Source organism: Chryseobacterium sp. SIMBA_029 (genome assembly GCF_046535275.1).
Lineage (GTDB): Bacteria > Bacteroidota > Bacteroidia > Flavobacteriales > Weeksellaceae > Chryseobacterium.
In genome coordinates this window covers 109,793-133,067 of the sequence record NZ_JAWRXA010000012.1, presented here as the reverse complement: position 1 = coordinate 133,067, position 23,275 = coordinate 109,793, and the positions used below count along the sequence as shown (strand labels likewise).

Genomic DNA, 23,275 nt, shown 5'->3' with positions numbered 1-23,275 from the left:
TTTCTGCTTGTAAACAAACATTCGTTTAGAAATGATGAGTAAATTCTTTATTTTTGCGACATATTTTAAATATATGCAAAAAGCCTTGATGTATTTCGCTTTAGGAACAGTAGTCAGTTTCCTTATTAGTTATTTTTTCCTGAGCACCGAAAATATCGGCTTAGATTTTTATTATGCAGTAGCTTTTGGTGCTGCCTGGGGATTAGCTTACTATTTAGACACTCCCAATTTTTCACTCCCTAAAAAGCTTGGGCTTTCTTTTGCAGCAATGGCTGTGTTTGTTTTAATAGGGAGCGCTATTTTCAATATAGAACTGGCAATTCCGGCGATACTTAAATTTTCAACGGTCTTTGTTGCCTATTATTTAATTGCGAGTTTTAGAGCAAGTAAATCACTGCGTCGCTAATGGATCATCAGGAAGCTAATCAATCCTAAGCCAACCACCAAAAAGCAAAAAGCGAAAAAATTGATGAAGAACAGCAAACAACCAATGATAAAGCTTACAAAACCATGTGAGTGATATACTCTGTGATGGGCAATAAAGAAATATCCTATACTATATAAGGCAAGTACATAATAAGAAATGTCGATCAGGACATCAAAAACCTTAATGTGATTGATTAATTTTTGGGTATGTATTAATATAGAAATGATTGTGATGACAAATAATAAAAACGAAAAATAGTGGAGGGTGAATACTCCGTGATCAAAATACCACCATTTTTTCTTATTATGAAAGATCCACAAGAATAAGGCAAAAATCGGAAGATAGATAAAAAGGGCCTTTGGCAGATTATGAAAAGATATTTCATAGAGTTTCTGGAATATTTCTTTCTTAGTGATGCCGCTTTCTTTCAGTTCAAAGAACTTATGAACAAAAGGAGAGGAAATGTTATATCCTAAGGAAGGGTTTTTAGCTACGATGGCATCATATTCTTTAGCATTTCTGGCACCTGATATTACCGTAGATTCATCTATTCCATGATCTAGATTGAGCTCATCTTCCAGGTCATTTGCCTTTACATTCTCTGCGAGTGTTTTATTTACTTTCGCAATGGTCGCAGAATCTTCTTTTGAAACATTTTTATTATTGTTATTGATTGCTTCACTAATTCTGGCTGTAGTGATAGCATTAATGCTGTCTTTTTTCTTCGTATTATGAGTTTTAGGAGCTGTTTCTTTATGATTGGAATCAAAATTCATCAGTGGGAAAAGCGAAAACATGAAAAAAGTAATAAAACTTATAAATATGTAAAGCTTTACCGGAGGAACATAGAGCTGTCTTTTACCTTCCAAATAAATTGCCGTAAGCTTCCCGGGCCGGAAGAGAAGATTTTTAATAGTCTTCCAGAACTGTCCGTCATAATGCGTAAAATCTTCAATAAAATGGGTAAACAGATAATGAAAGACCTGTTTAGGTTCTGTGTTTTCCTGTCCACAATGGGTACAGAATCTTTCCTCGACTTGATGTCCGCAGTTCAGGCAGGTTTTGTCTTCTCTAATTTTTCCGTGGCTCATGGATATTGAAATTTAGCGCAAATATAATTATTTCGCACTATAAAAAATAGAATTGATAAACCGATAAGGAAATGTTTAAGAGAAAGTTAATAAAGTAAGAGTTTAGTAACCAAACTCTTTACTTTATCACTTGTGTTTTTAGAATCTTCTAAAAATGTTTTTTTTCATCGAAATTCATTTTACAATATTTATGCCAAATAATTAAGATCGTTGAGGTTTATAGTGTTACTAAAGGATATATGAATTGGGAAACATAAAGTGAAATATGTTTTTGGGTTACAAAAATTATGTGTACCTTTGCACACCCTTATGGGGAAAATTATGTTTAATCTTTAACTAAAACGTGTGAATACATTAAGTTACAAAACTGTTTCAGCGAACAAAGCTACTGCTAATAAAGAATGGGTTGTGGTAGACGCTGAAGGACAACCGTTGGGAAGACTAGCTTCTCAGGTTGCAAAGATTTTGAGAGGTAAGCACAAAACAAACTTTACACCCCACGTAGATTGTGGTGATAACGTTATTGTTTTGAATGCTGGGAAAATTACGCTTTCCGGAAACAAGTGGGCTGATAAGACTTACATCTGGCATACAGGTTATCCTGGTGGTCAGAAGTTTATGACAGCTGCTGAACTTCAAAAGAAAGATTCTTTAAAAGTATTGGAAAAATCTGTAAAAGGTATGCTTCCAAAAAACAGATTAGGATCTGCATTGCTTAAAAACCTTTATTTATATGAAGGAACTGAGCACAAGCATGAAGCTCAACAGCCTACAACAATTAATATTAACGAATTTAAATAATTATTAATATGTCTATAGTTCACAAAATCGGAAGAAGAAAAACTGCCGTAGCAAGAGTTTATATGAGACCAGGTACTGGTAACATCAAAGTAAACGGTAAAGATGCTAACGAGTATTTCTCTACAGACGTAATGGTTTACAAATTAAACCAACCGTTTATCCTTTCTGAAACTGTTGGTCAGTACGACGTTACCGTAAATGTTTTCGGTGGTGGTAATACAGGTCAAGCAGAAGCTATCAGATTAGGTATTTCAAGAGCTTTATGCGAAATCAACGCTGAGTTCAGATTAGCATTGAAGCCTGCTGGTTTACTTACAAGAGATGCAAGAATGGTGGAAAGAAAGAAACCAGGTCAGAAAAAAGCAAGAAAGAGATTCCAGTTCTCAAAACGTTAATTTTCAGACTTCAGGTACTGGGTTTCAGATTTCAGAATTTTTTCTGTCTGTTATCTTATATCTAAAATCTATTTATCAAAACAAAAAATTGCCCGTTACGTTTAGCATCCAAACACTTCTCCCATCTAAAGAAGTTGTTGATTGCATAAGAAGCGGAAAGTAAACTAACAAAAACAGAAAACATGGCAAAAGCAAATGTAAAAGACCTTTTAGAGGCTGGCGTACACTTCGGTCACATGACTAGAAAGTGGAACCCAAATATGGCTCCATACATTTTTATGGAGAAAAATGGTATTCACATTGTAGACTTACATAAAACAGCAGTTAAATTGGATGAAGCTTGTAGCGCTTTAGAAAAATTAACTTCTGCAGGTAAAAAAGTTCTATTTGTTGCTACTAAGAAGCAAGCAAAAGAAGTAGTTGCAAAACACGCTTCTGAACTTAATATGCCTTATATTACAGAAAGATGGCCAGGAGGTATGTTAACAAACTTTGTTACAATCAGAAAGGCTGTTAAGAAAATGAACCATATCGACAAAATGAAAAAAGACGGTACGTTCGAAACTTTATCTAAAAAAGAAAGACTTCAGGTTGACAGACAAAGAGCTAACTTAGAGAAAAACTTAGGTTCTATCTCTGACATGGTTCGTCTTCCTTCTGCAATCTTCGTTGTAGATATCATGAGAGAACACATCGCTGTAACTGAAGCTAAGAAATTAGGTATTCCAGTTTTCGGTATTGTTGATACAAACTCTGACCCTAGAAAAGTTGACTTCGTTATCCCTGGAAACGATGATGCTTCTAAATCTATCGATATGATCTTAAACGTAGTTTCTGATTCTATCAAAGAAGGGCAGTCTCAAAGAAAAGCTGATAAAGAAAAATCTAAAGAAGAAGGAGAAAAAGTATCTGCTGAAACAGATGCTGATTTCGATGCTGAATAATTAAAAGATTTTCTTTTATATAGAAAAAACGCTGGATTCTGTCCAGCGTTTTTTTTTTGAATATTGTATAGAAACAAAAATGAATAATTCCTGTTATTGCATTGTTTACTGACTCAGCTTTATAGAATAGGAGCTGGATATAAATTGGGTACTCTGATAAGGAGATCTGCACACCATGGCGGACAGTTTGTAGTTCTGGTTTTTAGGAACCATGGTATAGCCTATTTTACCAACAGCGATGGGGATTTTTTTAAAGAAATTATTTCCGCTTACGGTAAGAACCATATTGCAGGATGATTTATTCTCCACGGAGATAGAAGTCTTTGGATTACCCGGTGAATCGGAATTGAGAAGATCATTCAGTACTTCTGCAGTCTCTGGCTTATAGGTCTTAATAAGTTCGTTGTATTCACTGTCCGTATTGTTGACAGCGCTTCCTGAACGGGAAGGATAGGTAGTTCTTATAGGATAAGTGCCGTAATTTGCATTACAGCTTATCAGGATGCAAGATATGCCGGAGAAAATAAACAGCTTTTTCATACAGTTATTTTGATCTTTTCTTTTTTACAGGTTTTTCCTTTGCCGGTTCTTTTTGATCTTGTACCGGATCTTTCTTTTCCTCAGACTTATGAGTGCCGGGATTATCAATCACTACAAATATACTTTTTTTTATATCTTTATTTGAAGCATATTTTACATCACAGACATTGCTGTTCAGGCTATAGGAGCCTTTGTTGAGAACGATAAAGTTCTCACCATGAGCAGGAACGGCAAGGTTGTAGAAGTCTTTTCCTTCAATTCTTAAGATAATATTGCAGTCGGAATTATTCCTGAACAGGAGTACGGCTTCTTTCCGGGTAATATCTTCATCAAACATAGCGTTCAGAAGTTTAACCGTTTTATCTTTATGCTGATCAGAGTTTTCTGCAATCAATTTTTTGAATTCTTCCGCATCATCAGAACTGGAATTCCTCATAAATCTGTTGGGAATATCAGTGATAACAGGCCTGGCTTCCATGGGTTTGGCGGTCTGTGCACCTTTTGTCCATTCAGCATTCTTTAAAGCAATAAGCTTAGGCTTCAGCACACTCCGTTTGGGATCTTCGGGATGTGCATTTTTGAGGTACTCTTCAATTTCCTTGGTATTTGTGCTTTTCAGGATGTCTTTGTTTTTTTTCTGTGCGGGAGTTAAAACGGGGACAAGGAAAATAAAGAGGAAGGTCGTTAAAAATTTTTTTTTCATCAATTTGTTTTATTTCATCAGCTTATCCGGAATTTTATATAAGTTATTGTTTTTCCTTTGGCCGAGAACAACTCTTCGTAATATGTCTTTATATCTCTTAAGTGTTCTGTATTCGGATCATATTCAGGGGCACCATAAATATCATGATGTGCTGAAATGATTTCATAGCCAGCACCTTGTAAATATCCAAGGGTGTAGCCATGCAGGAATTCTGAATCCGTTTTTAAGTGGATAATTCCACCCGGTTTCAGGAATTTTTTGTAGCGTTCTAAAAAGTCAGGATGCGTTAATCTGTGTTTTGTACGTCTGTATTTGATTTGTGGATCTGGAAAGGTAATCCAGATTTCATCTACTTCATTTTCGGCAAAAAAATAATCTACAAGCTCAATCTGGCTCCTCAGAAAGGCAACATTAGTCATGTTGTTTTCTACAGCTTCTTTAGCTCCAAACCAGAATCTTGCTCCTTTAATATCGATGCCGATAAAGTTTTTTTCCGGGAATGTTTTTGCAAGTCCTACTGAATATTCTCCTTTTCCGCACCCCAGTTCAAGAACAATGGGATTATCATTTTTAAAGAAATTTGTTCTCCATTTTCCTTTAAGTTCAAAACCTTGTAAAGCTTCCTCTCTTGTAGGTTGGATTACGTTCGGTAATATTTTGTTTTCTGTGAATCTTGCTAATTTATTTTTACCCATGAGTTTATATGAAAATCCCGCAAAAATAGTGAAATTTACATACAATACATTGCCTTTTTCAGATAAAAAAGGCGGAAGTGATTATATTCATTTTATGAATTACTTTGCCACAGAACTTCCTAAAGAAACCATAATGGGTCTTTCAATTGTTTTTTGGGAGGCATATTGAGCACCGCACACAAGACTGGTAAAGAGATAGCTTCCCTTTTCTATTACGATTGAACTTTCATTATGAGCAGGAACGGCGAGTCTGTATTTGATGGTACCTACACTTTCCATTCTTACGATAATATTACAGTCCGATTTGTTTTCAATGAGGACAATGCATTCTTTGCTCATAGGATCATTATCAAACAGGGAATTCAATATTTTTACGGTTTTATTTTTATGCTCAACAGGGGAGACGGCCATCAGCATATTAAATTCCTCTGCTTCTGCATCAGGTACCGCAGAATTGGCATTGGGATTTACGACAAATGCATTTTGAGCGTTGCTTGGTGTATAAACTACGGTGGATTGTTTTGCGGCGAGCTCGGCTTTGTATTTGGCGATTTGTTTTTGCTTGATGATTGCATTCATTTCATCAAAACTGATTTTGGTAGATGGCCTTCTTCTGAGCATGGCGAGCATTTCCTGCATATCCTTTACTTTTTGATCCGCAGGATGAGCATTCTTGATGTATTCCTTCATCATTTCCATGACTCTGGGTTTTAAAACGGATCGTCGGGGATCATCCGGGTGAGCATCCCTTAAAAAGGCATTGATTTCGTAAATACTTTTACTTTTCAATATATTGCTGTAGTCTTTCCCTTTTTTCTGGGCAGACATGGTGAAGGAGAGAATCAAACTAAGGAATAAAATTAACTTTTTCATTAATAAATATTAAATTGAAAATTGGCTTTTCTTAATTTGTGTTCTATGCAATTAGTCTTTAAAAAGAATAACGGAATAATATTATTTTTATTTTAAACACGTGATTGTGACATAAATTTAAGCATATTTATGAACAAAAAAAAATGTATACTATAAAATTATTATACTATACATTTTTTTAAATATCATAGTGATGATTTTAATTGATAACTTCCTGAAGGTGAGAATTCTTAAGCCTTTTCTGGTAGATAGGCATGTATTTTTCAATTGGAATTTTTATAGCTTCATAATTACCGGCCAATATGTATGGCTGAATATTCTCTGAAGTATACACAAACTGAAGGAAATTATCAATTAGGTTTTCAGGGATTTTAAGTCTCAGGAAATAATCTTTTCCAAGGTAATTTTTAATATCGGTTACAGAGCTGCTCATTCTTTCATAAGCAACATACCGTTGTTTTTTCTTTCTTTCTCCCGAAAGCATATCATAAATGCTTTCCAGACTGAAGGTAAGACCTCCGTCTCTTAACCCTGCAATCGGAAGTTCCGGAGGTAATCCGTTTCCTTTAGGTTCCGGCAATCCAATCACCTTTTTTAATGCGAGTGCTTTATCTTCTTTTCTTAAGGAGTTTACGTCATACCGCAAGTTTCCTGTAGGCTTAAACCGGTTGATGACAATTTCCTGAATTTCATAATAGGCTACTTTTAATTCAGTTAGATTTTTCTGTCCAAACATTTGAGGGGTAAGCTTTACATCTTTTCTTTCGGTAACGATGGAGGTAAATCTGACAACATCTCCTGGATTTGCAGGGATATTAAAATCTCCATTGTAATCGGTAAGGACGGTTTTCTGGGTATTTAGATTAGTGACATATACCTGGTTGAGATATAAAACAGAATTGTCCCTTAGAAATACCTCTCCGGAGTATGTTTGCGCGCTGATTTTCACCAAAAAAACCAACAGCACTAGAGTAATTAGCTTCTTCATATAATGGGGCAAAATTACGTAGAAATACAACAATTTATACCGGGTAAGTAAGGAAAACTGGTTAAAATTATATTAAACTTTACGGTAAAACTGTTAATGAATGTTATAAATTTCTTTTTAATGCAAAAGATGCAAAAATCATTCCTTCAGAGAGTATTTATCTGTGTTTTACCAGAAGCCAGCTGGTATACTTCACAGGGGTGGTAGAGCCATACTCTGTCCAGCTGATAAAATACCAGTAGGTAGCAGTAGATACAGGCCTTCCGCCCATGGTTCCGTTCCAGGTATAGCGGTTGGTGGGGCTTCCTCTAAAAACTTCCGCGCCATATCGGTCGAAGATTCTAAACTCAAGGTTATTATTGGTCATTAGAGCAGAATAGTCGATGTCATCATTGTATCCGTCTCCATTTGGAGTAATGGTATTGATAAGGTTAATAATCACAAAAGGTCTTGTGGTTTCATCACATCTTTTAGCATCTCTTACATGAATGATGTGGCTGCCTGTTGCTACATTGGTGAAAACATTGGAATTCTGCCATGTGATTCCGTCTAAAGAATATTCATAAGGCGGCGTGCCTCCGTTGACACCAATCGTTACCGTAGAACCGTTGATTTCTATTGAGGTGATTAAAGGAACCGGAGATTCTATAACGTTAACATATTGTCTGTACACACAACCATTGAATGTAAGATCTACCCAATAATTTCCAACGCCAACATTAGAGATAGAAGAAGAAGTAGCTCCCGTGCTCCATAGATAACTTTCGAATCCGGGACCTGCATCCAGAGTTGTTTTGGCCTTGGCACAAATGATCTGATCTACGAGAATGTCAGATTTCTTAGGCGCTTTAATAATAATAGTAATTGAACCTATTTCGGGACAGACACCGGCTTTTTCAAATCTGATATAAAAAGTTTGAGTTCCGGTAACACTTACCGTTCCGGTGATAGGGCTTACATTATTCTGAGCATCTGCCTGGGTTGCATAGAAGGTGTAGAGAACATTCGGGTCTGTTGTAAACTGAGGGATGTATGCTCCCAGGTTAATCAGTTTTGTTCCATCCAGATCTTCATCGCATAAGCTTATTGTGGCCAGTTTTTTTATCAAAGGTATCTTTGCTCCGATGGTAAATTGTAAAGGTTTAACAACGGTTGCGCAGCCATCAGGTGAATCCACTCTTATATAAATGGTGGTTGCTGCGGTATAGCTCCAGCTATTGGGAAGCGTATTGGTATTTCCTGCATTGGCGTCTGCCAAACTTGCATAGTATCTTACATTGGTAAAATAGCCTGGATTATTAAGAACAAAAGGAGTAATGTTAGATAATAACACCGTAACAGTTCCATCAAAATTATCATCGCAGAAAACACCGGTATAGTTGTCCAGAACAATAGCAAGATTGTACAGGCTGAGGGTAATCTGGGCAATGCTCTTACAACCTATATTATTTTTTACCACAGCATACACAATCGTTCCGTCGGGGGCAGTATATGCATTGGCGGAAGTAATAAGAGCAGCGGGGTTTTCCGTCTGTGCATCAGCAAGAGTAGGATAATAGGTAATGGTGACCGGTGAATTATTCGTAATGCTGGCTGTAGTGAGGTTAAATGTTCCTTGTCCGTTGATGTTACAGGCATGTAATGTGGCATTGTTGACTATCAAAGCCTGAACATTGATGGTTACGGTCACCGTTTCGCAATCGGTAAAAATGGGATCGTTTCCGCAGAATGTATACGTAAAAGTATCTGTTCCTGTTGTTCCCGGAGTATTAACCGTATAGGTGATGATTCCGGTTACGGGATTTATCGTTGCCGTTCCCAGAGTGGGAGCCGTAACAATAGCAACGGTAGCGGGAACAGGAGTCTGCGTAGAGCTGCTGAATGTAGGGGTTATGGTTTGTGAAGTACAAAGACTGTAAACTGTAGTCGTCTGTTTCATACAGTTCAGTACTTTAAATTGTTCAGTCACCAATGGTGCACAACTGCCCATAGTTACAGAGCATGTATAAAACCCTGATTCTACAGGAGTATAAGATGGATTGATCGCTCCGGGAATCAGATTTCCGTTTCTATACCATTGATAACTGTCATAAATAATAGGATCTACTGTCAGTACAATTCCGGGAACACAGTCTCCTCCGGATTTTAAAATAACTGGCTGTGTTGGAAATCCGGCAAAAAATCCGCCATACCCTACAGCATCACTTCCTGCATTGATTCCTGCTGTAATAGCCTTGTCTGAAACTACAGTAATCGTCCCGGTTACATTGGGGATTCCATAGGTTACCCAGTTCGTTGTTCCGGTCATATCATATGGACCTGTTGCTGGAAGCGGGGTAGATCCGTTAACAGTAACCACAGCGCCTCTTTGGGTTATAAGATTAAGTTTGGTTGGAATATTAAGAATTCCCGAAGGATTATTATTGGAATGAACAAAGTTTTCATCAATGAAGCCCAGTTCGTTAATCTGTTTTGGAAGATAACAGTTGAGTGCAGGGATAAAGTTAAATCCTCCGGTAGCTACTTCATTACCAGTAGCGGAGTCTCCGGCGAGAACCTGATAGACATAGGCGTTTTTTGTAGTTCTAATATATAAATTATAATGTCCTCCTCCCTGAAGCTGATATTTTGTATCCGGAACTACGTAATACTGTCCTGTATTAAGGGTGGCGATAGGTGGAATTTCATTATTTAAAAAAATCTGGGTATTGTCTTCTGTTGCGATGATAAGCGCACCTTCCATATTGGCTCCGATGCTTCCATTGCCTTTTACAAGGGCGAATTCACTTCCCAATCTTTCCACAGGAACCGCCTGGTCCATTAAAATGTCTGAGCTTGAAGGATAATTTCCTGCATATTGTCCGTTAAAGTTTCCATTGGTAATGTTGACAGGTTTATTAGAGGTAATTTTTGCCCCGATAAATCCGTCATAATTTCCGGCAATAGTTCCGCTGCCGTCAATGATATAGGATTGACCTTTATTTAAACTGAAAGTCATGGTGGGATTGGTTGCTCCAGTGGTCCCGTTAGAAAACTGAACCGTGGGCTTATATCCTGATACGGTAACCGTTGTATTGTCTTCAGTGGCCAGTACACTCGTCATGAAATTAAGAATCAGATTACTGACGGTTATAGGAGCATTGGCTGCATAAAAGTTTTTTCCGGTGGAAGGTATTCCTTTAGAAGTAATAATCTCAGCGTGATTGAAAACTGAAAATCTTAAGTTGGCATAAAAGGGAAAGTCTGCTTTCAGATACAACCCTTTTGTGGTGGGTGTAAACAGATCTGTCTGAAGAGTCGTAATAATATATTCCCGGAGAACATCAAATTTTTGAGGGTTATTCTTGCTTATGTTGATGGTTCCGATCAACACATTATTATTGTAAATGCTTACCGGAAAAGGAGTAGTTCTATTGGTAGATAGGTATAATTTCTGATAAGGATTTGGATTACCTGTCCTGTCTACCATAGGGGCAAACCAATGTTCCCTGTCTAATTGTGCAAAAGCAGACGTGAAAATATAAAATATAAGTAAAAAAGATAGAATTTTCTTCATTCAGTACTGGCATTTGTCACAAATTTAATAATAAAATGTATTAATTAGTTGAAAAAGTAATAAAAAAGCCACGATTTTAAAATCGTGGCTTAAAGAAGTTTATTTTGAATAAATTACTGTCTGTTTTTAACTAAGATCCAGCCCGTATATTTTATCGCTGTCTGCTTGCTGTTAGGCTCAGTCCAACCGATTTCATACCAGTAATTTCCGGTAGGAACTCTTCTGCTTCCATTAGTCGTTCCGTTCCATTTGTATCCGGTAGATTTATCTCCCTGATGAATTTTACTTCCATAGCGGTCGAAAATATTAAATACCAGATTGTTTTTGTGAGCTAATGCAGAATAATCTATGGCATCATTTACTCCGTCATCATTTGGAGTAATTACATTGATCAGATTAGGAATGGTAACTTCTACCTGTATAGGTTCACAATCGTAAGCATCTTTTACATATACAATAGCGTTACCTCTTGCTACATCAGTGAAAATGTTAGAGGTCTGCCAATTGATATTATCCAGAGAGTATTGGTACGGAGCCGTACCACCTACGGCATACACCGTAATCGTATTTCCTGCAATATCAATTGTTGAAACTACAGGCTGCTCCGAAGCGTACACTTTCACGGTCTGTGTCGTGATACATGCGCCTGTTTTCAGCTTTACCCAATAAGTTCCTACTCCTACATTATTGATCGATTGAGTGGTAGCTCCTGTGCTCCATTCATAGCCGTTAAATCCAGGTCCTGCATCCAGAGTTGTTTTGTCTTCAATACAGATGATTTTATCAACCAAAACAGCTGATTTTACCGGTGGTAATACAATCAGGGTTACTTCTGCTATTCTGTAACAGCCATTTGCATTCGATACCTTTACGTAAGCAACTCCGTTGGGTGCAACGTAGGCTGCCGGATTTGTAATCTCATTGGTTCCGTTGATGGCATCAGTAGGAGACGGGTAGTATTTTTTGGTGACCCCTGGTTGCCCGCTAACGGTAGCGTTAATAAGATTGAATAAAGCCGTAGCAGGATTAGCTTCTATGAAGCAGGATCTTAAAATTGCATTTGTTACAATAGGGCTTTCAGATATGGTTAAGTTCAACGTTATTTCCTCACAATCGGTAAAATCAGGGTTATTTCCACAGAATCTGTAAACTATTTTGTCTGGCCCCAGATATCCGAAAGTAGGTGCGTAGCTTATTACTCCTGTAGTTGGATCTATAGTTGCAGTTCCGTTAGCAGGTGGAGTCACAATGGTTACAGTACCAGGCACCACAACCTGGGTAGAGGTAGTGAATTCCGGTACGATCATTTTAACGCCATCGCACACTGTCTCATTTTTAATGGTTTCCTGAAGACATGTAAATACTTTATACACCGGAGTAAATATCGGTGGGCATGTTCCTACTGTAATTTTCACCGTATAATTTCCTGATTGTGTTGGGGTATACGTATTATTTGTAGCACCGGGGATAGAAGTATTATCTCTAAACCATTGGTAAGATTCAAAACTGTCATCTACTTCAAGGATGATTCCTGGAATACAGTCTCCCGTTTGTTTTGCGATAACAGGAATGGACGAGAATCCGGCGAAGTATCCACCATATCCCACTACACCACTTCCTCCGGATATACCGGCAGTTACAGCTTTTGTAGAAGTAATCGTTACATTTCCGGTAACATTGGGTACGGAGTATGATACCCAGTTAGTTGTTCCTGTTACAGAATAAGGGCCTTGTGCAGCAGGAGGCTGTATTCCGTTGACTGTAACTGTCGCTCCGGTTTCGGTAAGGATATTTAATTTTATAATATTGACTGTTGGGGGAAGGATATTAATCATTCCTATTTCGTCAATTTTTCTTGGAAGATAGCAGTTCAAAGGTGGAATATAATTAAAACCAATGGTTGCATTACTAGTCGCAACCCCTGCTAATAATTGATATACATAGACATTTTTAGAAGTCTTAATGTACATGTTATAGTGGTTATTCCCCTGGTTGATATAATTGGTGTTGAGATCTTTATTGACCCTGTAGTTTTGTCCCTCATTCAGAGTGATGACCGGAGTGGTAGAATTGTTGATAAATACCTGCGTACCATCTTCCGTTGCTACGATCAGGGCATCTTCCATTCGTTGACTGATGTCTCCGTTTCCTTTTACAACAACGAATTCATTGCCAAGCCTGTCTGTAGGTACCGACTGGTCCATTACAATATCAGCTCCATCGAAAAAACCACCGGCTGGGATAATAGCAAACTGACCGTTAAAGTTTCCGTTCGTAACAGAAATTGGTTTGTCGGAAACTATTTTTGCCCCGATAAAGCCTTCTTTATTTCCTAACTGATCTCCGGTTCCTTCAATAATATAAGACTGTCCTTTATTTAGTGTGAAAGTCAGTGTAGGATTTGTAACGCCGGTCCAGCCATTGGTAAATACTACATCAGGAGAATAGTTTGAGACCGTCACCGTAGTATTATCCTCTGTAGCTAAAATACCCGTTGTAAAATTTAATGCATTAATAGGATTCAGGATAGGGGATACGACGGCATAAAATTTTGTACCGATTCCTGCTTTTCCTTTAGAGGTTAAGATTTCACCGTGGCTGCTTACGGAGAATCTAAAGGTTGCAAAATAGGGTTTTGCTCCTTTCGTATACAGTCCTTTCGTTCCGGGTGTAAAAAGTTCACCGGTATTACTGGCGATCATATTCGTCAATGGAATGGTAAAAGTCTGTGGATTTCCTTTACTGATCGTTACAGTTCCAATTACAGTATTGTTGCTGTAGATGCTTACCGGAAAAGGAGTAAGGGAATCTGTGGAAAAGTATAAAGCCTGCTGTGGGCTGATAAGATTTGTTGATCTGGCTGACATGGGAGCAAACCAATGATCAGTGTCTCTTTGTGCAAAGAGGACATTAATTGCCGAGACAATCAATGCCAATGTGAGTAAAAATTTTTTCATTTAAAAGGAATTGGGATTTTTGCAAAAATAATAGAATAATTAATATGAATTGAAAATAATTATAAAAAAAGAGTATTGAAATAATAAAAAAAACCACGATTTTAAAATCGTGGTTTACTATTGAGTTGTTATTTATTCTCTGTTTTTTACAAGAATCCAACCTGTATATTTTATTGGAGTTTTTGCTTTATTAGGCTCATTCCAGTTAATATGATACCAATAGGTTCCGGTAATGAGTTTTTTGTCATAATGTTTTCCGTCCCATTTGTAGTTATTGAACTTATCTCCGGTAAATATCTTATTACCATATCTGTCGTATACTACGAAACTAAGGTTTTCTTTATAAGATAATTCGCTGTAATCTATATAGTCATTTTTATTATCACCATTTGGAGTAATGGCATTTAATAAATTAGGAACTGTAATTTCAACAGAAACAGGAGTACAATCGTAAGCGTCTTTCACATAGAATGTATGCTGACCTCTTGAAAGACCGGTGAATACATTGGAATCCTGCCATGCAGAAGTTCCGTCTACAGAATATTTATAAGGTGGTTTTCCGCCATTTACAATTACTGTTGCCGTATTGTTAGAGATTTCAATTTGAGTGATTACCGGATCATCTGCCTTTTTTATTCTTACGATTTGCTTCAGGAAGCATCCGTTTTTCCCAAGCATTACCCAATATTCACCTACTGGTAAATCATTAATAACTGATGTTGTTGCTCCGGTATTCCATCGGTAAGAATCGTAACCTGGACCAGCGTCAAGATTTGTTTTGCTGTCAATACAAATATATTTATCAACTAAAACAGGAGATTTCTTAATCGGAAGTGCAGTAAGGGTAATTTTAGCATTTGCTGTACATCCTTCATTGGTCGTTACTTTTACATACACTGTACCACCTGTTGAAGGATAGGCTGCAGGATTAGTAATTTCATTGGCACCGGCAAGAAGATCTGCTAGTGTGCGGTAATACTTTTTCGCTACCGGATTGTAAGTGGTAACATTGGCCGTTGTAAGATCAAAATAAGCATAAGGATCTACATCATATTGACAGGCTGTGATAGATACATCTGTTACCACGAAAGGAACAACGGTAAGATTTAATGTAATCTGTTCGCAGTCTATAAATTCAGTGGCATTTCCGCAGAATTTGTAAACAATCTTGTCAGGTCCCAGATATCCTGGAGTAGGAACGTAAGTAATGGTTCCGTTTGAGTTAAGAGTTGCAGTTCCGTGAGTAGGTGGCGTAACAATAACCAGTGTACCCGGAACCGGAGTTTGTGAAGATGATGTAAATGCTGCTGTAATCACTTTGGTAGAACATGCATTCAATGTTTGTGTAGTCTGTTTTAAGCAGGTGAACACTTTATAGATTGGTGTCGTAACCGGAGGGCAGCTTCCCATCGTTACTTTTACCGTATAGTTTCCAGCTTGTGTCGGAGTGAAGGTATTGCTTACAGCTCCCGTGATAACCGTTCCGTTCAGATACCATTGGTATGTTTCGTAGCTGTCATCCACTTCAAGGATAATACCGGGAACACATTCTCCGGTTTGTTTTGCAATAACGGGAATCGAAGAGAATCCTGCAAAGTAGCCACCGTATCCTACGGCGCCACTTCCTCCTGCGATTCCTGCAGTAACTGCTTTTGTAGAGGTAACGGTAACATTTCCTGTTATATTAGGAACAGAATAAGATACCCATGCAGTAGTTCCTGTAACAGGATATGGTCCCTGGGCTGCAGGCAGCGGAGCAGTATTTACCATAACCGTAGCTCCTGCTTCGGTAAGGATATTTAATTTTACAGTATTGGTGGTAGGCGGTAAAATATTTACCATTGCAATTTCATCAATCTTCCTTGGCAGGAAGCAGTTCAAAGGGGGAACATAGTTATACCCTTCTGTGGCGGTATAATTGTCGATACCCGCCAAAAGCTGGTATACATATACATTTTTCGTTGTTTTGATGTGCATATTGTAATGCCCATTTCCTTGATCAATGTATTTATTCACAAATGTGCCATTAGGACCTGCACTTACGCGGTACCATTGTCCTTCATTAAGGGTAGTAGCAATACCTCCGCCATTTACATAGACTTCCGTATTATTTTCTGTTGCAATTATCAGTGCATCTTCTACACCGTCGGTAATCAGTCCGTTTCCTTTTACAAGAACAAATTCATTTCCTAATCGGTCTGTAGGTACAGACTGGTCCATCACGATATCTGAACCACTTCCGTTAATTTGTGGAAGGGCAAATTGTCCGTTAAAGTTTCCGTTGGTTACGGAGATCGGCTTATCAGCTTCTATTTTTGCACCGATAAAACCGGTAGCATTGGTGCCATTATTTTGCAATCCCTCAATAATATAGGCTTTGCCCTTATTAAGAGTAAAGGTCATGGTAGGGTTGGAGACCCCGGTAGTACCATTAGAAAACTGAACACCTGGATCGTATCCTGAAACGGTTACCGTTGTATTATCTTCTGTTGCCAGAATTCCCGCCGTAAAATTCAGGTAAGTAAGGGTTTGACCTGTCATTGGAGTTGCCGCAGCATAAAATTTCTTTCCAATTCCGGCTTTCCCTTTGGATGTTAATATTTCTCCGTGGCTTGAAACACTGAATCTGAAGTTGACAAAATAAGGTTTTGCCCCCTTGGTATAAAGTCCTTTGCCTACTGATGTAAACTTTTCACTGCTTGTCGAAGTGATCATGTTTGTGGTAGGAATTGGAAATACTTTAGGGTCACCCTTAGTAATGGTGACTGTTCCCAGCAATACACCATCACTATAGATCTCCACCGGAAAAGGTGTTAACGAATCTGTAGAAAAATATAGTGCCTGTTGGGGACTGGATAGCGCAGATGCATTTGCCGCCATTGGTGCAAACCAGTGCTCTGTATCTCTTTGTGCAAAGAGCGTATTAATTGTAAAAAAAACTAATACTAAACTGAGTAGAAATCTTTTCATGTGGTGGGAATTAGGATTTCTACAAAATTAAAATAATATTTGAGATATTGTTAATAAAATGTAAACAAAACATAAAAATTATTCGCGATTTTTAATTAAAAGCCATCCTGAATATGAAACTGGTAATTTCGTATCTGGCTCAATCCATTTTATTACATACCAATAAGTTCCGGTTGGAAGGTTTCTTCCCGCGACCTTTCCATCCCAGCTGTAAGTTCGGTCAGCAGACTTGTATACTTGTGCTCCATATCGGTCTGCAACTTCTATGCTTACATCCTGCTTTATTTTCAGGTCAGAGTAGTTAAGAACGTCATTAATTCCATCTCCATTCGGAGTAATGGCATTCACGAGGTTGATCACTAAAAACTCTTTCGTTACAGGAAGACATCCGTCGGCTCCCAGAACATACACATTATGGATTCCTCTGCTAAGCCCTATGAAAACATTTGAAGATTGATAATCGATTCCGTTTAAAGAGTATTGATAAGGAGGAGTTCCTCCTGTAGCATAGATGGTAGCTGTTGATCCTACTACATCTATTCTCGTAATAGTAGGAGCCTGAGCTGTAGTTACACTTACATTCTGACGGTAAACACATCCGTTAAAACCTAAATCTACATAATAATTTCCTGCTCCGGCACTAATAGTCTGCGTAGTTGCCCCGGTGCTCCATGCATATGATGAGAATCCAGAACCCGCATCTAATATCACATGTTCGTTTGAACAAATTACATGGTCGTGCAGTGTGGTAGATTTCTTTGGAAATTTTAAAGTAAGCGTTAAAATAGCTGTATTAGGACATCCCGCAGGGCTCTGAAATCTAATATAATAAGTGCTTACTGAAGTAAGCAACTGCGTAGCTGCTATAGGGTTCGTTCCACTTTGTGCATTGGCTAGTGTTGTATAGAATGATAAGATGACAGCAGGATCTGTTGTGAACAAATTCTTATAATCATTAAGATTTACATTTTCAGAACCGTTGAGGTTATTATCACAGATATTCATGTTGGCAGTACCTGTGATTAATGGGATTTTATTTCCAATTTTAAAATTGATCTGTCCAAAAACAGTGGGGCAGTCACCGGAGTTAGCTGATACTCTCACATATACGATTGTATTGGCAGTATACGTCCAGTTCACAGGAAGCGTATTGTTATTTCCTGCAGTGGCATCTGCCTGGCTGAGATAATATTTAACCGTAAAGTTTCCTGAATTAGTAACAATCTGAGGAGTAACAGTTGCAAAGTTGACACTGATAATTCCATCGAAATTATCATCACAGATATCCGCGTTGAAATTACTTGTGTTAATGTTCGGAGAAGGATTCGCCGTTAAAGTGATCTGAGCCGTTTTAGAGCACCCTGCAGCTGATGTTACATTGGCATAAATAATACCTGTCGGTCCCGTATAAGCAGCCTGATTTGCGATCTGCCCGGTTAAATTGGCGTTCGTGAAATAAGTAACTGTCGTACCCAGATCAGGAGTAACGTTGGCTGTAGTCAGATTAAAAGTTCCATTTCCGTTGGTGGTGGTACAAGACGATAAAGATGCATTCGTTACCTGAAGCACATCTGTATTAATGATAATTTTGAAATATTCAAATGCAGCAGGATTTCCATTCCCTTGAATGTAATAGATAAATGTATCCGTTGTATCCACAGTAAGTCCTGGGTTAGGAGTATACGTAATCTGTCCTGTTGTTGGATTTACTGTTGCTGTTCCATTCGTAGGCTGCAAAATAATACTTGTAAAAGAAGGAACAATAGTCTGTGTTGAATTAGTAAATACAGGAGTAATTACTTTAGTATTACAAGAACCGATAGGATATGTTGTCGTAGATATAGGAGGGCATAGCGTATACTCGTATTCTGTAGTCATTCTCGACTCACAGTTATTTTTTGTTATATAACAGGTATAAGTTCCGGCACCATAGAGCTCAGGATTGATAGAAAAAGAAGTCGCTCCCGGAATTGAAACACCATTAAAATACCATTGATAAGCATCATAATTGCTGTCTACCTGAAGAATTATTCCGGCGTAGCAATCCCCTGATTTTGTAATCGCCGGTACCGAAGAAAATCCTGCAAAATATCCTCCATATCCTACTGCACCATTTCCGGCTGCTATTCCTGCGGTTACAGGTTTTGTAGAATTTACCGTTACATTCCCTGTGATATTCAGGATAGAATACGTTACCCAGCCAGCATTTCCCGTTACAGGATAAGGTCCGCTTGCAGCAGGAATTGAGTTTCCGTTTAATGTTACGGCCGCACCTGCCTGGGTGATGATATTAAGTTTAGTATCATAACTCGTAGCTCCAATTTTATTAATAATTCCAATTTCATTAATTTCCTTTGGTAGAAAACAGCTTAATGGGGGAATAAAATTCATTCCTCCCGTTGCATACACCGTACTTCCAGAAGTTCCTGCCAGAAGTTGATAGACATATACATTATTCGTAGCGGAAATACTCATATTATAGTTGCTGTTCCCCTGATTGATATAGTTGGTACCCTGCACAATATAGTATTGTCCTGCATTCAGGGTAACATTATTCAAAAGGTTTCCGTTTACAGTAAGTTTGGTATTGTTGACGGTTGCGACGACCAAAGCTGCTTCCATCCCTGAATTCGCCGGGCCGTTTCCTTTTACCATTACAAAATCTTTTCCTAAACGGTCTACAGGAACAGCTTGATCCATAAGCACATCTACATTGCTGTTGTTTTGGGTTGTATAAATACTGTTGAAATTTCCGTTGGTTACAGAAATAGGTTTGTTGGCTACAATTTTAGCCCCTACGAGCCCAGCTAAATTACTTGGAGCCAGGTCACTCTGTGCTTCGATGATATATGATTTCCCCTTATTAAGAGTGAAAGTTCTGGTAGAAGCCGAAATACCATCAGAAAACACCACGTTAGGATTATATCCGGATAATGTTACTGTAGTATTGTCTTCTGTTGCAATCACACCAATGGTTGAATTCACATATGGTTTTGCGGTTGTATTGGGAGCTAATCCTACGAAAAAGTTTTTTCCGATGGCAGCTAGCCCTTTTGAAGTTATAATTTCAGCCTGATTGGGAACGGCAAACCTGAAGTTGGCAAAGAATTTTTTGTTCCCTTTTACATTTAATCCCATGGGTCTTGGGTTAAACAGATTCGCCAGTGTAGAAGCCACCATGAAATTGTTAGGAATCGTCACTTGTACCGGGTTGCCCTTACTTACCTGTACGGTAGAAAATAAAGTATTGTTGTTATAAATCTGTACGGGAAAGGCTGCCGTTTCATTGGTAGATAAATATAAATAACATTCTGCGCTTCCCTGAAGAGAACTTGCAGACATTGGAGCAAACCAGTGTTCAGTATCTAATTGTGCATTAACTAACAAACAAAGGAAAGTGCAGATAGCGAGTAGAAGTTTTTTCATGTATTATTATAAGGGGCAGCAAATTTAAACATTAAAAGTCAAAATTTTACATAAAAAATCCCGTGTAATCCCGTTTACCTCGATATTGTTGTATATTTAAAATTAGCGTAATAAATGGTTCATAATGAGCACAAAAAATCCCGGTGAAAACTCACCGGGATCAGTATTTTTCTTTGAAAAGAGAAATTAAGCTAAGCTTGCTCTTACAAATCCAGTTACTTTAAGGTCTCCATTTACAGATTTTACATAATCAGCAATAGAAATACTTGCGTCTTTAATGAAATCCTGGTGTACCAAAGTGTTGTCTTTGTAGAATCTCTGCATTTTACCTTTCAAGATATTGTCGATAATGTTTGCAGGTTTACCTTCTTCAGTAAGTTTATGTCTTTCGATCTCTAATTCTTTATCGATTGTTTCCTGAGAAACAGCATGTTCGTCAAGAGCGATAGGGTTCATAGCAGCAACCTGCATAGAAACAGCTTTAGCAGCTTCGTCAGCTCCGTCTACTTTAGCAGAAAGAGAAGTGATCGCAGCGATTTTGTTTCCAGCGTGGATGTAAGCTCCAACGAAAGGTCCGTCTAATCTTTCGAAAGTACCGATCTCGATTTTTTCACCGATAACACCTGTTTGCTCGATAAGTTTTTCAGCAACAGTCATTCCGTGGAAATCAGTAGCTAAAAGCTCTTCTTTAGAAGCAGCAACAACAGCCATCTCAGCCAATTCGTAAGCTAGCTCGATGAACGCTTCGTTTTTAGCAACGAAGTCAGTCTCACAGTTTAGAGAAATGATAACTCCTAATGTGTTATCTTCGTTTACTCTAGCGATAACTGCACCTTCAGCAGACTCTCTGTCAGCTCTGTTAGCAGCAACTTTCTGTCCTTTTTTTCTAAGGATGTCGATTGCTTTGTCGAAATCCCCTTCAGCTTCAACTAAAGCTTTTTTGCAGTCCATCATACCTGCACCTGTAATGTTTCTCAATTTTGCTACGTCTGCAGCAGCTGGTGTATAAGACATAATATCTATTTTTTTTTATTTAAGATTGATTTTTTAGTTTATTTTTGAGCAGGGCAAAGATAATGATTTTAATGATAAACTAAAAAATGACTTTTTGCGTTATTTGTATATCTACTAATATTTAATAGCTAATTAATGAAAAAAATCTTTCTACTTCTATTTGTATGCATCTTCACACTTGGCTTTTCTCAAAAAAAGAAGAAAGCGAAAACTAAAGCTGTTATAGAAAAAGAAACTGTGATTATCTATACCGAGCAGGATGCGGAAAGCTCAAAAGAAGCCAGAATCATTGCAGGGTTTTTGAAACAGAATCCAGGACATGCAAAAACAGATTATTTCAAAAGAAAGCTTATCGATATGATCATGGCGGATAATTCCCCTGAGGCCAAACCTACAATTAAGCCTATCAGTAAAGAGAAAATTGAAAAAATTGTTAAAAATAATGAGCTGAACAGCGGTAAAACTATTGCTTCAAACGCTTCTTCGCCTGCCAAGGCCGAAAGAAGTGTAAACTATGCCTCTGTTGGTTCTGCAAAAGCTACAGGTTCCAATACCAAAGGTGAACCCAGCGAAGAAGCTAAGAGAACAGCCGCCATGCTTACCCATCTTTTCAATAATGATCCTACCAATACAGAAGCGTATCTGAATATTAAAAATAAATCCAGCTGTAACCTGATTGTAAAGCTTACCGGTAAGAAATTTTACAACCTGACGGTTCCGGCAAAAGGCCAGAATTTTATTTTGGTGAATAAAGGAGAATATGTTTTGACCACCATGGTCTGTGATGCAAAATATTCTTCGTTGAAGAGGATTGACCAGGATATTGAAATCGTGCTGAATGTAGCCGATTAATAAAAAACAAAAAAGGTTAAGAAATTTTCTTAACCTTTTTATTTTATCCTTTAAACTGACCCATTGCAATGAACTTGTCTTGTCGCTGGGTTTCGAGTTCTTGTCCTGTAAATTTAGAAAAAGCTTTAATATTCTGTAGAATAGAGTTTTTCAGATTTAAGAAGGTTGTCTCAGGATCATACTGTGCTCCTCCAAGAGGCTCTTCGATGATTCCGTCAATGAATTTCTCTCTTAAAGCATCTGCTGGGGTAAGATTCAATGCATTGGCTGCATCTTCCTTATGATCCCAGTTTCTCCATAAGATGGATGAACAGCTTTCAGGGGCAATTACAGTATACCATGTATTTTCAAGCATGTATACTTTGTTTCCCACACCGATTCCTAAAGCGCCACCACTGGCTCCTTCTCCGATGATGTATGTGAAGATTGGAGTTTTAAGCTGAACCATTTCAAAAATATTTCTTGCAATCGCTTCACCCTGACCTCTCTCTTCAGCTTCTAATCCAGGATAAGCTCCCGGTGTATCCACCAAAGTAATCACAGGAATATTGAATTTTTCAGCAAGCTTCATCAATCGTAAAGCTTTTCTGTATCCTTCAGGATTTGGCATACCAAATCTTCTGTGTTGTCTCTCCTTAGTTGTTCTTCCTTTCTGGGTCCCGATAATCATCACTTTCTGACCGTCAAGAGTGGCCAAACCGCCAATCAATGCAGGATCATCTGCGAAGTTTCTGTCTCCGTGAAGTTCTAAGAAGCTGCCTTTATCCACCATTCCATGAATATAGTCCAATGTATACGGACGATTCGGATGACGGGATAGCTGTACTCTCTGCCAAGGCGTAAGGTTTCCATAGATCTCTTTCTTCTTTTCTATGATCTTATCCTCAATTTGGCTGCATGCTAATTTTACATCAACACCACTTTCTTCTCCTACTAAAGAACAGGTCTGGTATTGATCCATTAAGTCTTTTATAGGAAGTTCGAAACTTAAATATTCCATTTCTTGAAGTAAATTAAATCTTTCAAATTTATGAAAAATTATA

The 23,275-nt window shown here is 37.9% G+C and carries 17 protein-coding genes; 5 read left to right on the top strand and 12 right to left on the bottom strand.

Annotated elements, in window-relative coordinates:
* Nucleotides 1-73 precede the first annotated feature (73 nt).
* A complete protein-coding gene (locus SB679_RS20175; protein ID WP_410704147.1) occupies nt 74-406 on the top strand; it encodes a hypothetical protein in 333 nt (110 codons plus the stop codon).
* Here the strand turns inward: SB679_RS20175 and SB679_RS20170 are convergent.
* Nucleotides 403-1,518, bottom strand: a complete 1,116-nt coding sequence (locus SB679_RS20170; protein ID WP_410704112.1) for a DUF3667 domain-containing protein — start codon at nt 1,516-1,518, stop codon at nt 403-405. The genes SB679_RS20175 and SB679_RS20170 overlap by 4 nt on opposite strands.
* Before the next feature lie 345 nt (nt 1,519-1,863).
* Between SB679_RS20170 and rplM the strand changes: the two genes are divergently transcribed.
* The 3 genes from rplM (at nt 1,864) to rpsB (ending at nt 3,658) form a co-directional block, all read left to right on the top strand.
* A complete protein-coding gene (rplM, locus tag SB679_RS20165; RefSeq protein WP_034714185.1) occupies nt 1,864-2,319 on the top strand; it encodes a 50S ribosomal protein L13 in 456 nt (151 codons plus the stop codon).
* 8 nt (nt 2,320-2,327) lie between these two features.
* Nucleotides 2,328-2,714: a 30S ribosomal protein S9 gene (rpsI, locus tag SB679_RS20160; RefSeq protein ID WP_410704111.1), complete on the top strand. Its 387-nt coding sequence runs from the start codon at nt 2,328-2,330 to the stop codon at nt 2,712-2,714.
* A 182-nt stretch (nt 2,715-2,896) separates the two neighbouring features.
* Nucleotides 2,897-3,658, top strand: a complete 762-nt coding sequence (gene rpsB, locus SB679_RS20155; RefSeq protein WP_034714190.1) for a 30S ribosomal protein S2 — start codon at nt 2,897-2,899, stop codon at nt 3,656-3,658.
* A gap of 105 nt (nt 3,659-3,763) precedes the next feature.
* Here the strand turns inward: rpsB and SB679_RS20150 are convergent, their stop codons facing one another.
* The 10 genes from SB679_RS20150 to tsf form a co-directional block, all read right to left on the bottom strand.
* Complete coding sequence (locus SB679_RS20150; protein WP_410704110.1) at nt 3,764-4,198, bottom strand: DUF6759 domain-containing protein; 435 nt, start codon at nt 4,196-4,198, stop codon at nt 3,764-3,766.
* A 4-nt stretch (nt 4,199-4,202) separates the two neighbouring features.
* Nucleotides 4,203-4,901, bottom strand: a complete 699-nt coding sequence (locus SB679_RS20145) for a DUF6759 domain-containing protein (RefSeq protein WP_410704109.1) — start codon at nt 4,899-4,901, stop codon at nt 4,203-4,205.
* A gap of 17 nt (nt 4,902-4,918) precedes the next feature.
* Nucleotides 4,919-5,596, bottom strand: coding sequence for a tRNA (guanosine(46)-N7)-methyltransferase TrmB (trmB, locus tag SB679_RS20140; protein ID WP_410704108.1), 678 nt, complete (start codon nt 5,594-5,596; stop codon nt 4,919-4,921).
* 99 nt (nt 5,597-5,695) lie between these two features.
* On the bottom strand, nt 5,696-6,469 hold the full coding sequence (locus SB679_RS20135) for a DUF6759 domain-containing protein (RefSeq protein ID WP_410704107.1): 774 nt from the start codon (nt 6,467-6,469) through the stop codon (nt 5,696-5,698).
* Between the two features lie 199 nt (nt 6,470-6,668).
* Nucleotides 6,669-7,457: a hypothetical protein gene (locus SB679_RS20130; RefSeq protein WP_410704106.1), complete on the bottom strand. Its 789-nt coding sequence runs from the start codon at nt 7,455-7,457 to the stop codon at nt 6,669-6,671.
* A 157-nt stretch (nt 7,458-7,614) separates the two neighbouring features.
* On the bottom strand, nt 7,615-11,013 hold the full coding sequence (locus SB679_RS20125; protein ID WP_410704105.1) for a T9SS type B sorting domain-containing protein: 3,399 nt from the start codon (nt 11,011-11,013) through the stop codon (nt 7,615-7,617).
* Nucleotides 11,014-11,126: 113 nt separating this feature from the next.
* The gene (locus tag SB679_RS20120; RefSeq protein ID WP_410704104.1) at nt 11,127-13,970 is read right to left on the bottom strand and encodes a T9SS type B sorting domain-containing protein; all 2,844 of its coding nucleotides are present in this window, start codon (nt 13,968-13,970) and stop codon (nt 11,127-11,129) included.
* Between the two features lie 132 nt (nt 13,971-14,102).
* Nucleotides 14,103-16,940: a gliding motility-associated C-terminal domain-containing protein gene (locus SB679_RS20115; protein WP_410704103.1), complete on the bottom strand. Its 2,838-nt coding sequence runs from the start codon at nt 16,938-16,940 to the stop codon at nt 14,103-14,105.
* 78 nt (nt 16,941-17,018) lie between these two features.
* Nucleotides 17,019-20,366 (bottom strand): T9SS type B sorting domain-containing protein, encoded by a 3,348-nt coding sequence (locus SB679_RS20110; protein WP_410704102.1) that lies wholly within the window; start codon nt 20,364-20,366, stop codon nt 17,019-17,021.
* Between the two features lie 186 nt (nt 20,367-20,552).
* Nucleotides 20,553-21,380, bottom strand: coding sequence for a translation elongation factor Ts (gene tsf / locus SB679_RS20105; RefSeq protein ID WP_034714209.1), 828 nt, complete (start codon nt 21,378-21,380; stop codon nt 20,553-20,555).
* A gap of 135 nt (nt 21,381-21,515) precedes the next feature.
* Between tsf and SB679_RS20100 the strand changes: the two genes are divergently transcribed.
* The gene (locus tag SB679_RS20100; protein WP_410704101.1) at nt 21,516-22,232 is read left to right on the top strand and encodes a DUF6759 domain-containing protein; all 717 of its coding nucleotides are present in this window, start codon (nt 21,516-21,518) and stop codon (nt 22,230-22,232) included.
* A gap of 43 nt (nt 22,233-22,275) precedes the next feature.
* Here the strand turns inward: SB679_RS20100 and SB679_RS20095 are convergent, their stop codons facing one another.
* Entirely contained in the window at nt 22,276-23,232 is a 957-nt protein-coding gene (locus SB679_RS20095; RefSeq protein ID WP_410704100.1) for an acetyl-CoA carboxylase carboxyltransferase subunit alpha, read from the bottom strand.
* Nucleotides 23,233-23,275 lie beyond the last annotated feature (43 nt).

Bases quoted from the DNA above. Each gene is read 5' to 3' on its own strand.
- SB679_RS20175 (WP_410704147.1), top strand. From the start codon at position 74: ATGCAAAAAGCCTTGATGTATTTCGCTTTAGGAACAGTAGTCAGTTTC.
- SB679_RS20170 (WP_410704112.1), bottom strand. From the start codon at position 1,518: ATGAGCCACGGAAAAATTAGAGAAGACAAAACCTGCCTGAACTGCGGA.
- rpsI (WP_410704111.1), top strand. From the start codon at position 2,328: ATGTCTATAGTTCACAAAATCGGAAGAAGAAAAACTGCCGTAGCAAGA.
- rpsB (WP_034714190.1), top strand. From the start codon at position 2,897: ATGGCAAAAGCAAATGTAAAAGACCTTTTAGAGGCTGGCGTACACTTC.
- SB679_RS20150 (WP_410704110.1), bottom strand. From the start codon at position 4,198: ATGAAAAAGCTGTTTATTTTCTCCGGCATATCTTGCATCCTGATAAGC.
- SB679_RS20145 (WP_410704109.1), bottom strand. From the start codon at position 4,901: ATGAAAAAAAAATTTTTAACGACCTTCCTCTTTATTTTCCTTGTCCCC.
- trmB (WP_410704108.1), bottom strand. From the start codon at position 5,596: ATGGGTAAAAATAAATTAGCAAGATTCACAGAAAACAAAATATTACCG.
- SB679_RS20135 (WP_410704107.1), bottom strand. From the start codon at position 6,469: ATGAAAAAGTTAATTTTATTCCTTAGTTTGATTCTCTCCTTCACCATG.
- SB679_RS20130 (WP_410704106.1), bottom strand. From the start codon at position 7,457: ATGAAGAAGCTAATTACTCTAGTGCTGTTGGTTTTTTTGGTGAAAATC.
- SB679_RS20125 (WP_410704105.1), bottom strand. From the start codon at position 11,013: ATGAAGAAAATTCTATCTTTTTTACTTATATTTTATATTTTCACGTCT.
- SB679_RS20120 (WP_410704104.1), bottom strand. From the start codon at position 13,970: ATGAAAAAATTTTTACTCACATTGGCATTGATTGTCTCGGCAATTAAT.
- SB679_RS20115 (WP_410704103.1), bottom strand. From the start codon at position 16,940: ATGAAAAGATTTCTACTCAGTTTAGTATTAGTTTTTTTTACAATTAAT.
- SB679_RS20110 (WP_410704102.1), bottom strand. From the start codon at position 20,366: ATGAAAAAACTTCTACTCGCTATCTGCACTTTCCTTTGTTTGTTAGTT.
- tsf (WP_034714209.1), bottom strand. From the start codon at position 21,380: ATGTCTTATACACCAGCTGCTGCAGACGTAGCAAAATTGAGAAACATT.
- SB679_RS20100 (WP_410704101.1), top strand. From the start codon at position 21,516: ATGAAAAAAATCTTTCTACTTCTATTTGTATGCATCTTCACACTTGGC.
- SB679_RS20095 (WP_410704100.1), bottom strand. From the start codon at position 23,232: ATGGAATATTTAAGTTTCGAACTTCCTATAAAAGACTTAATGGATCAA.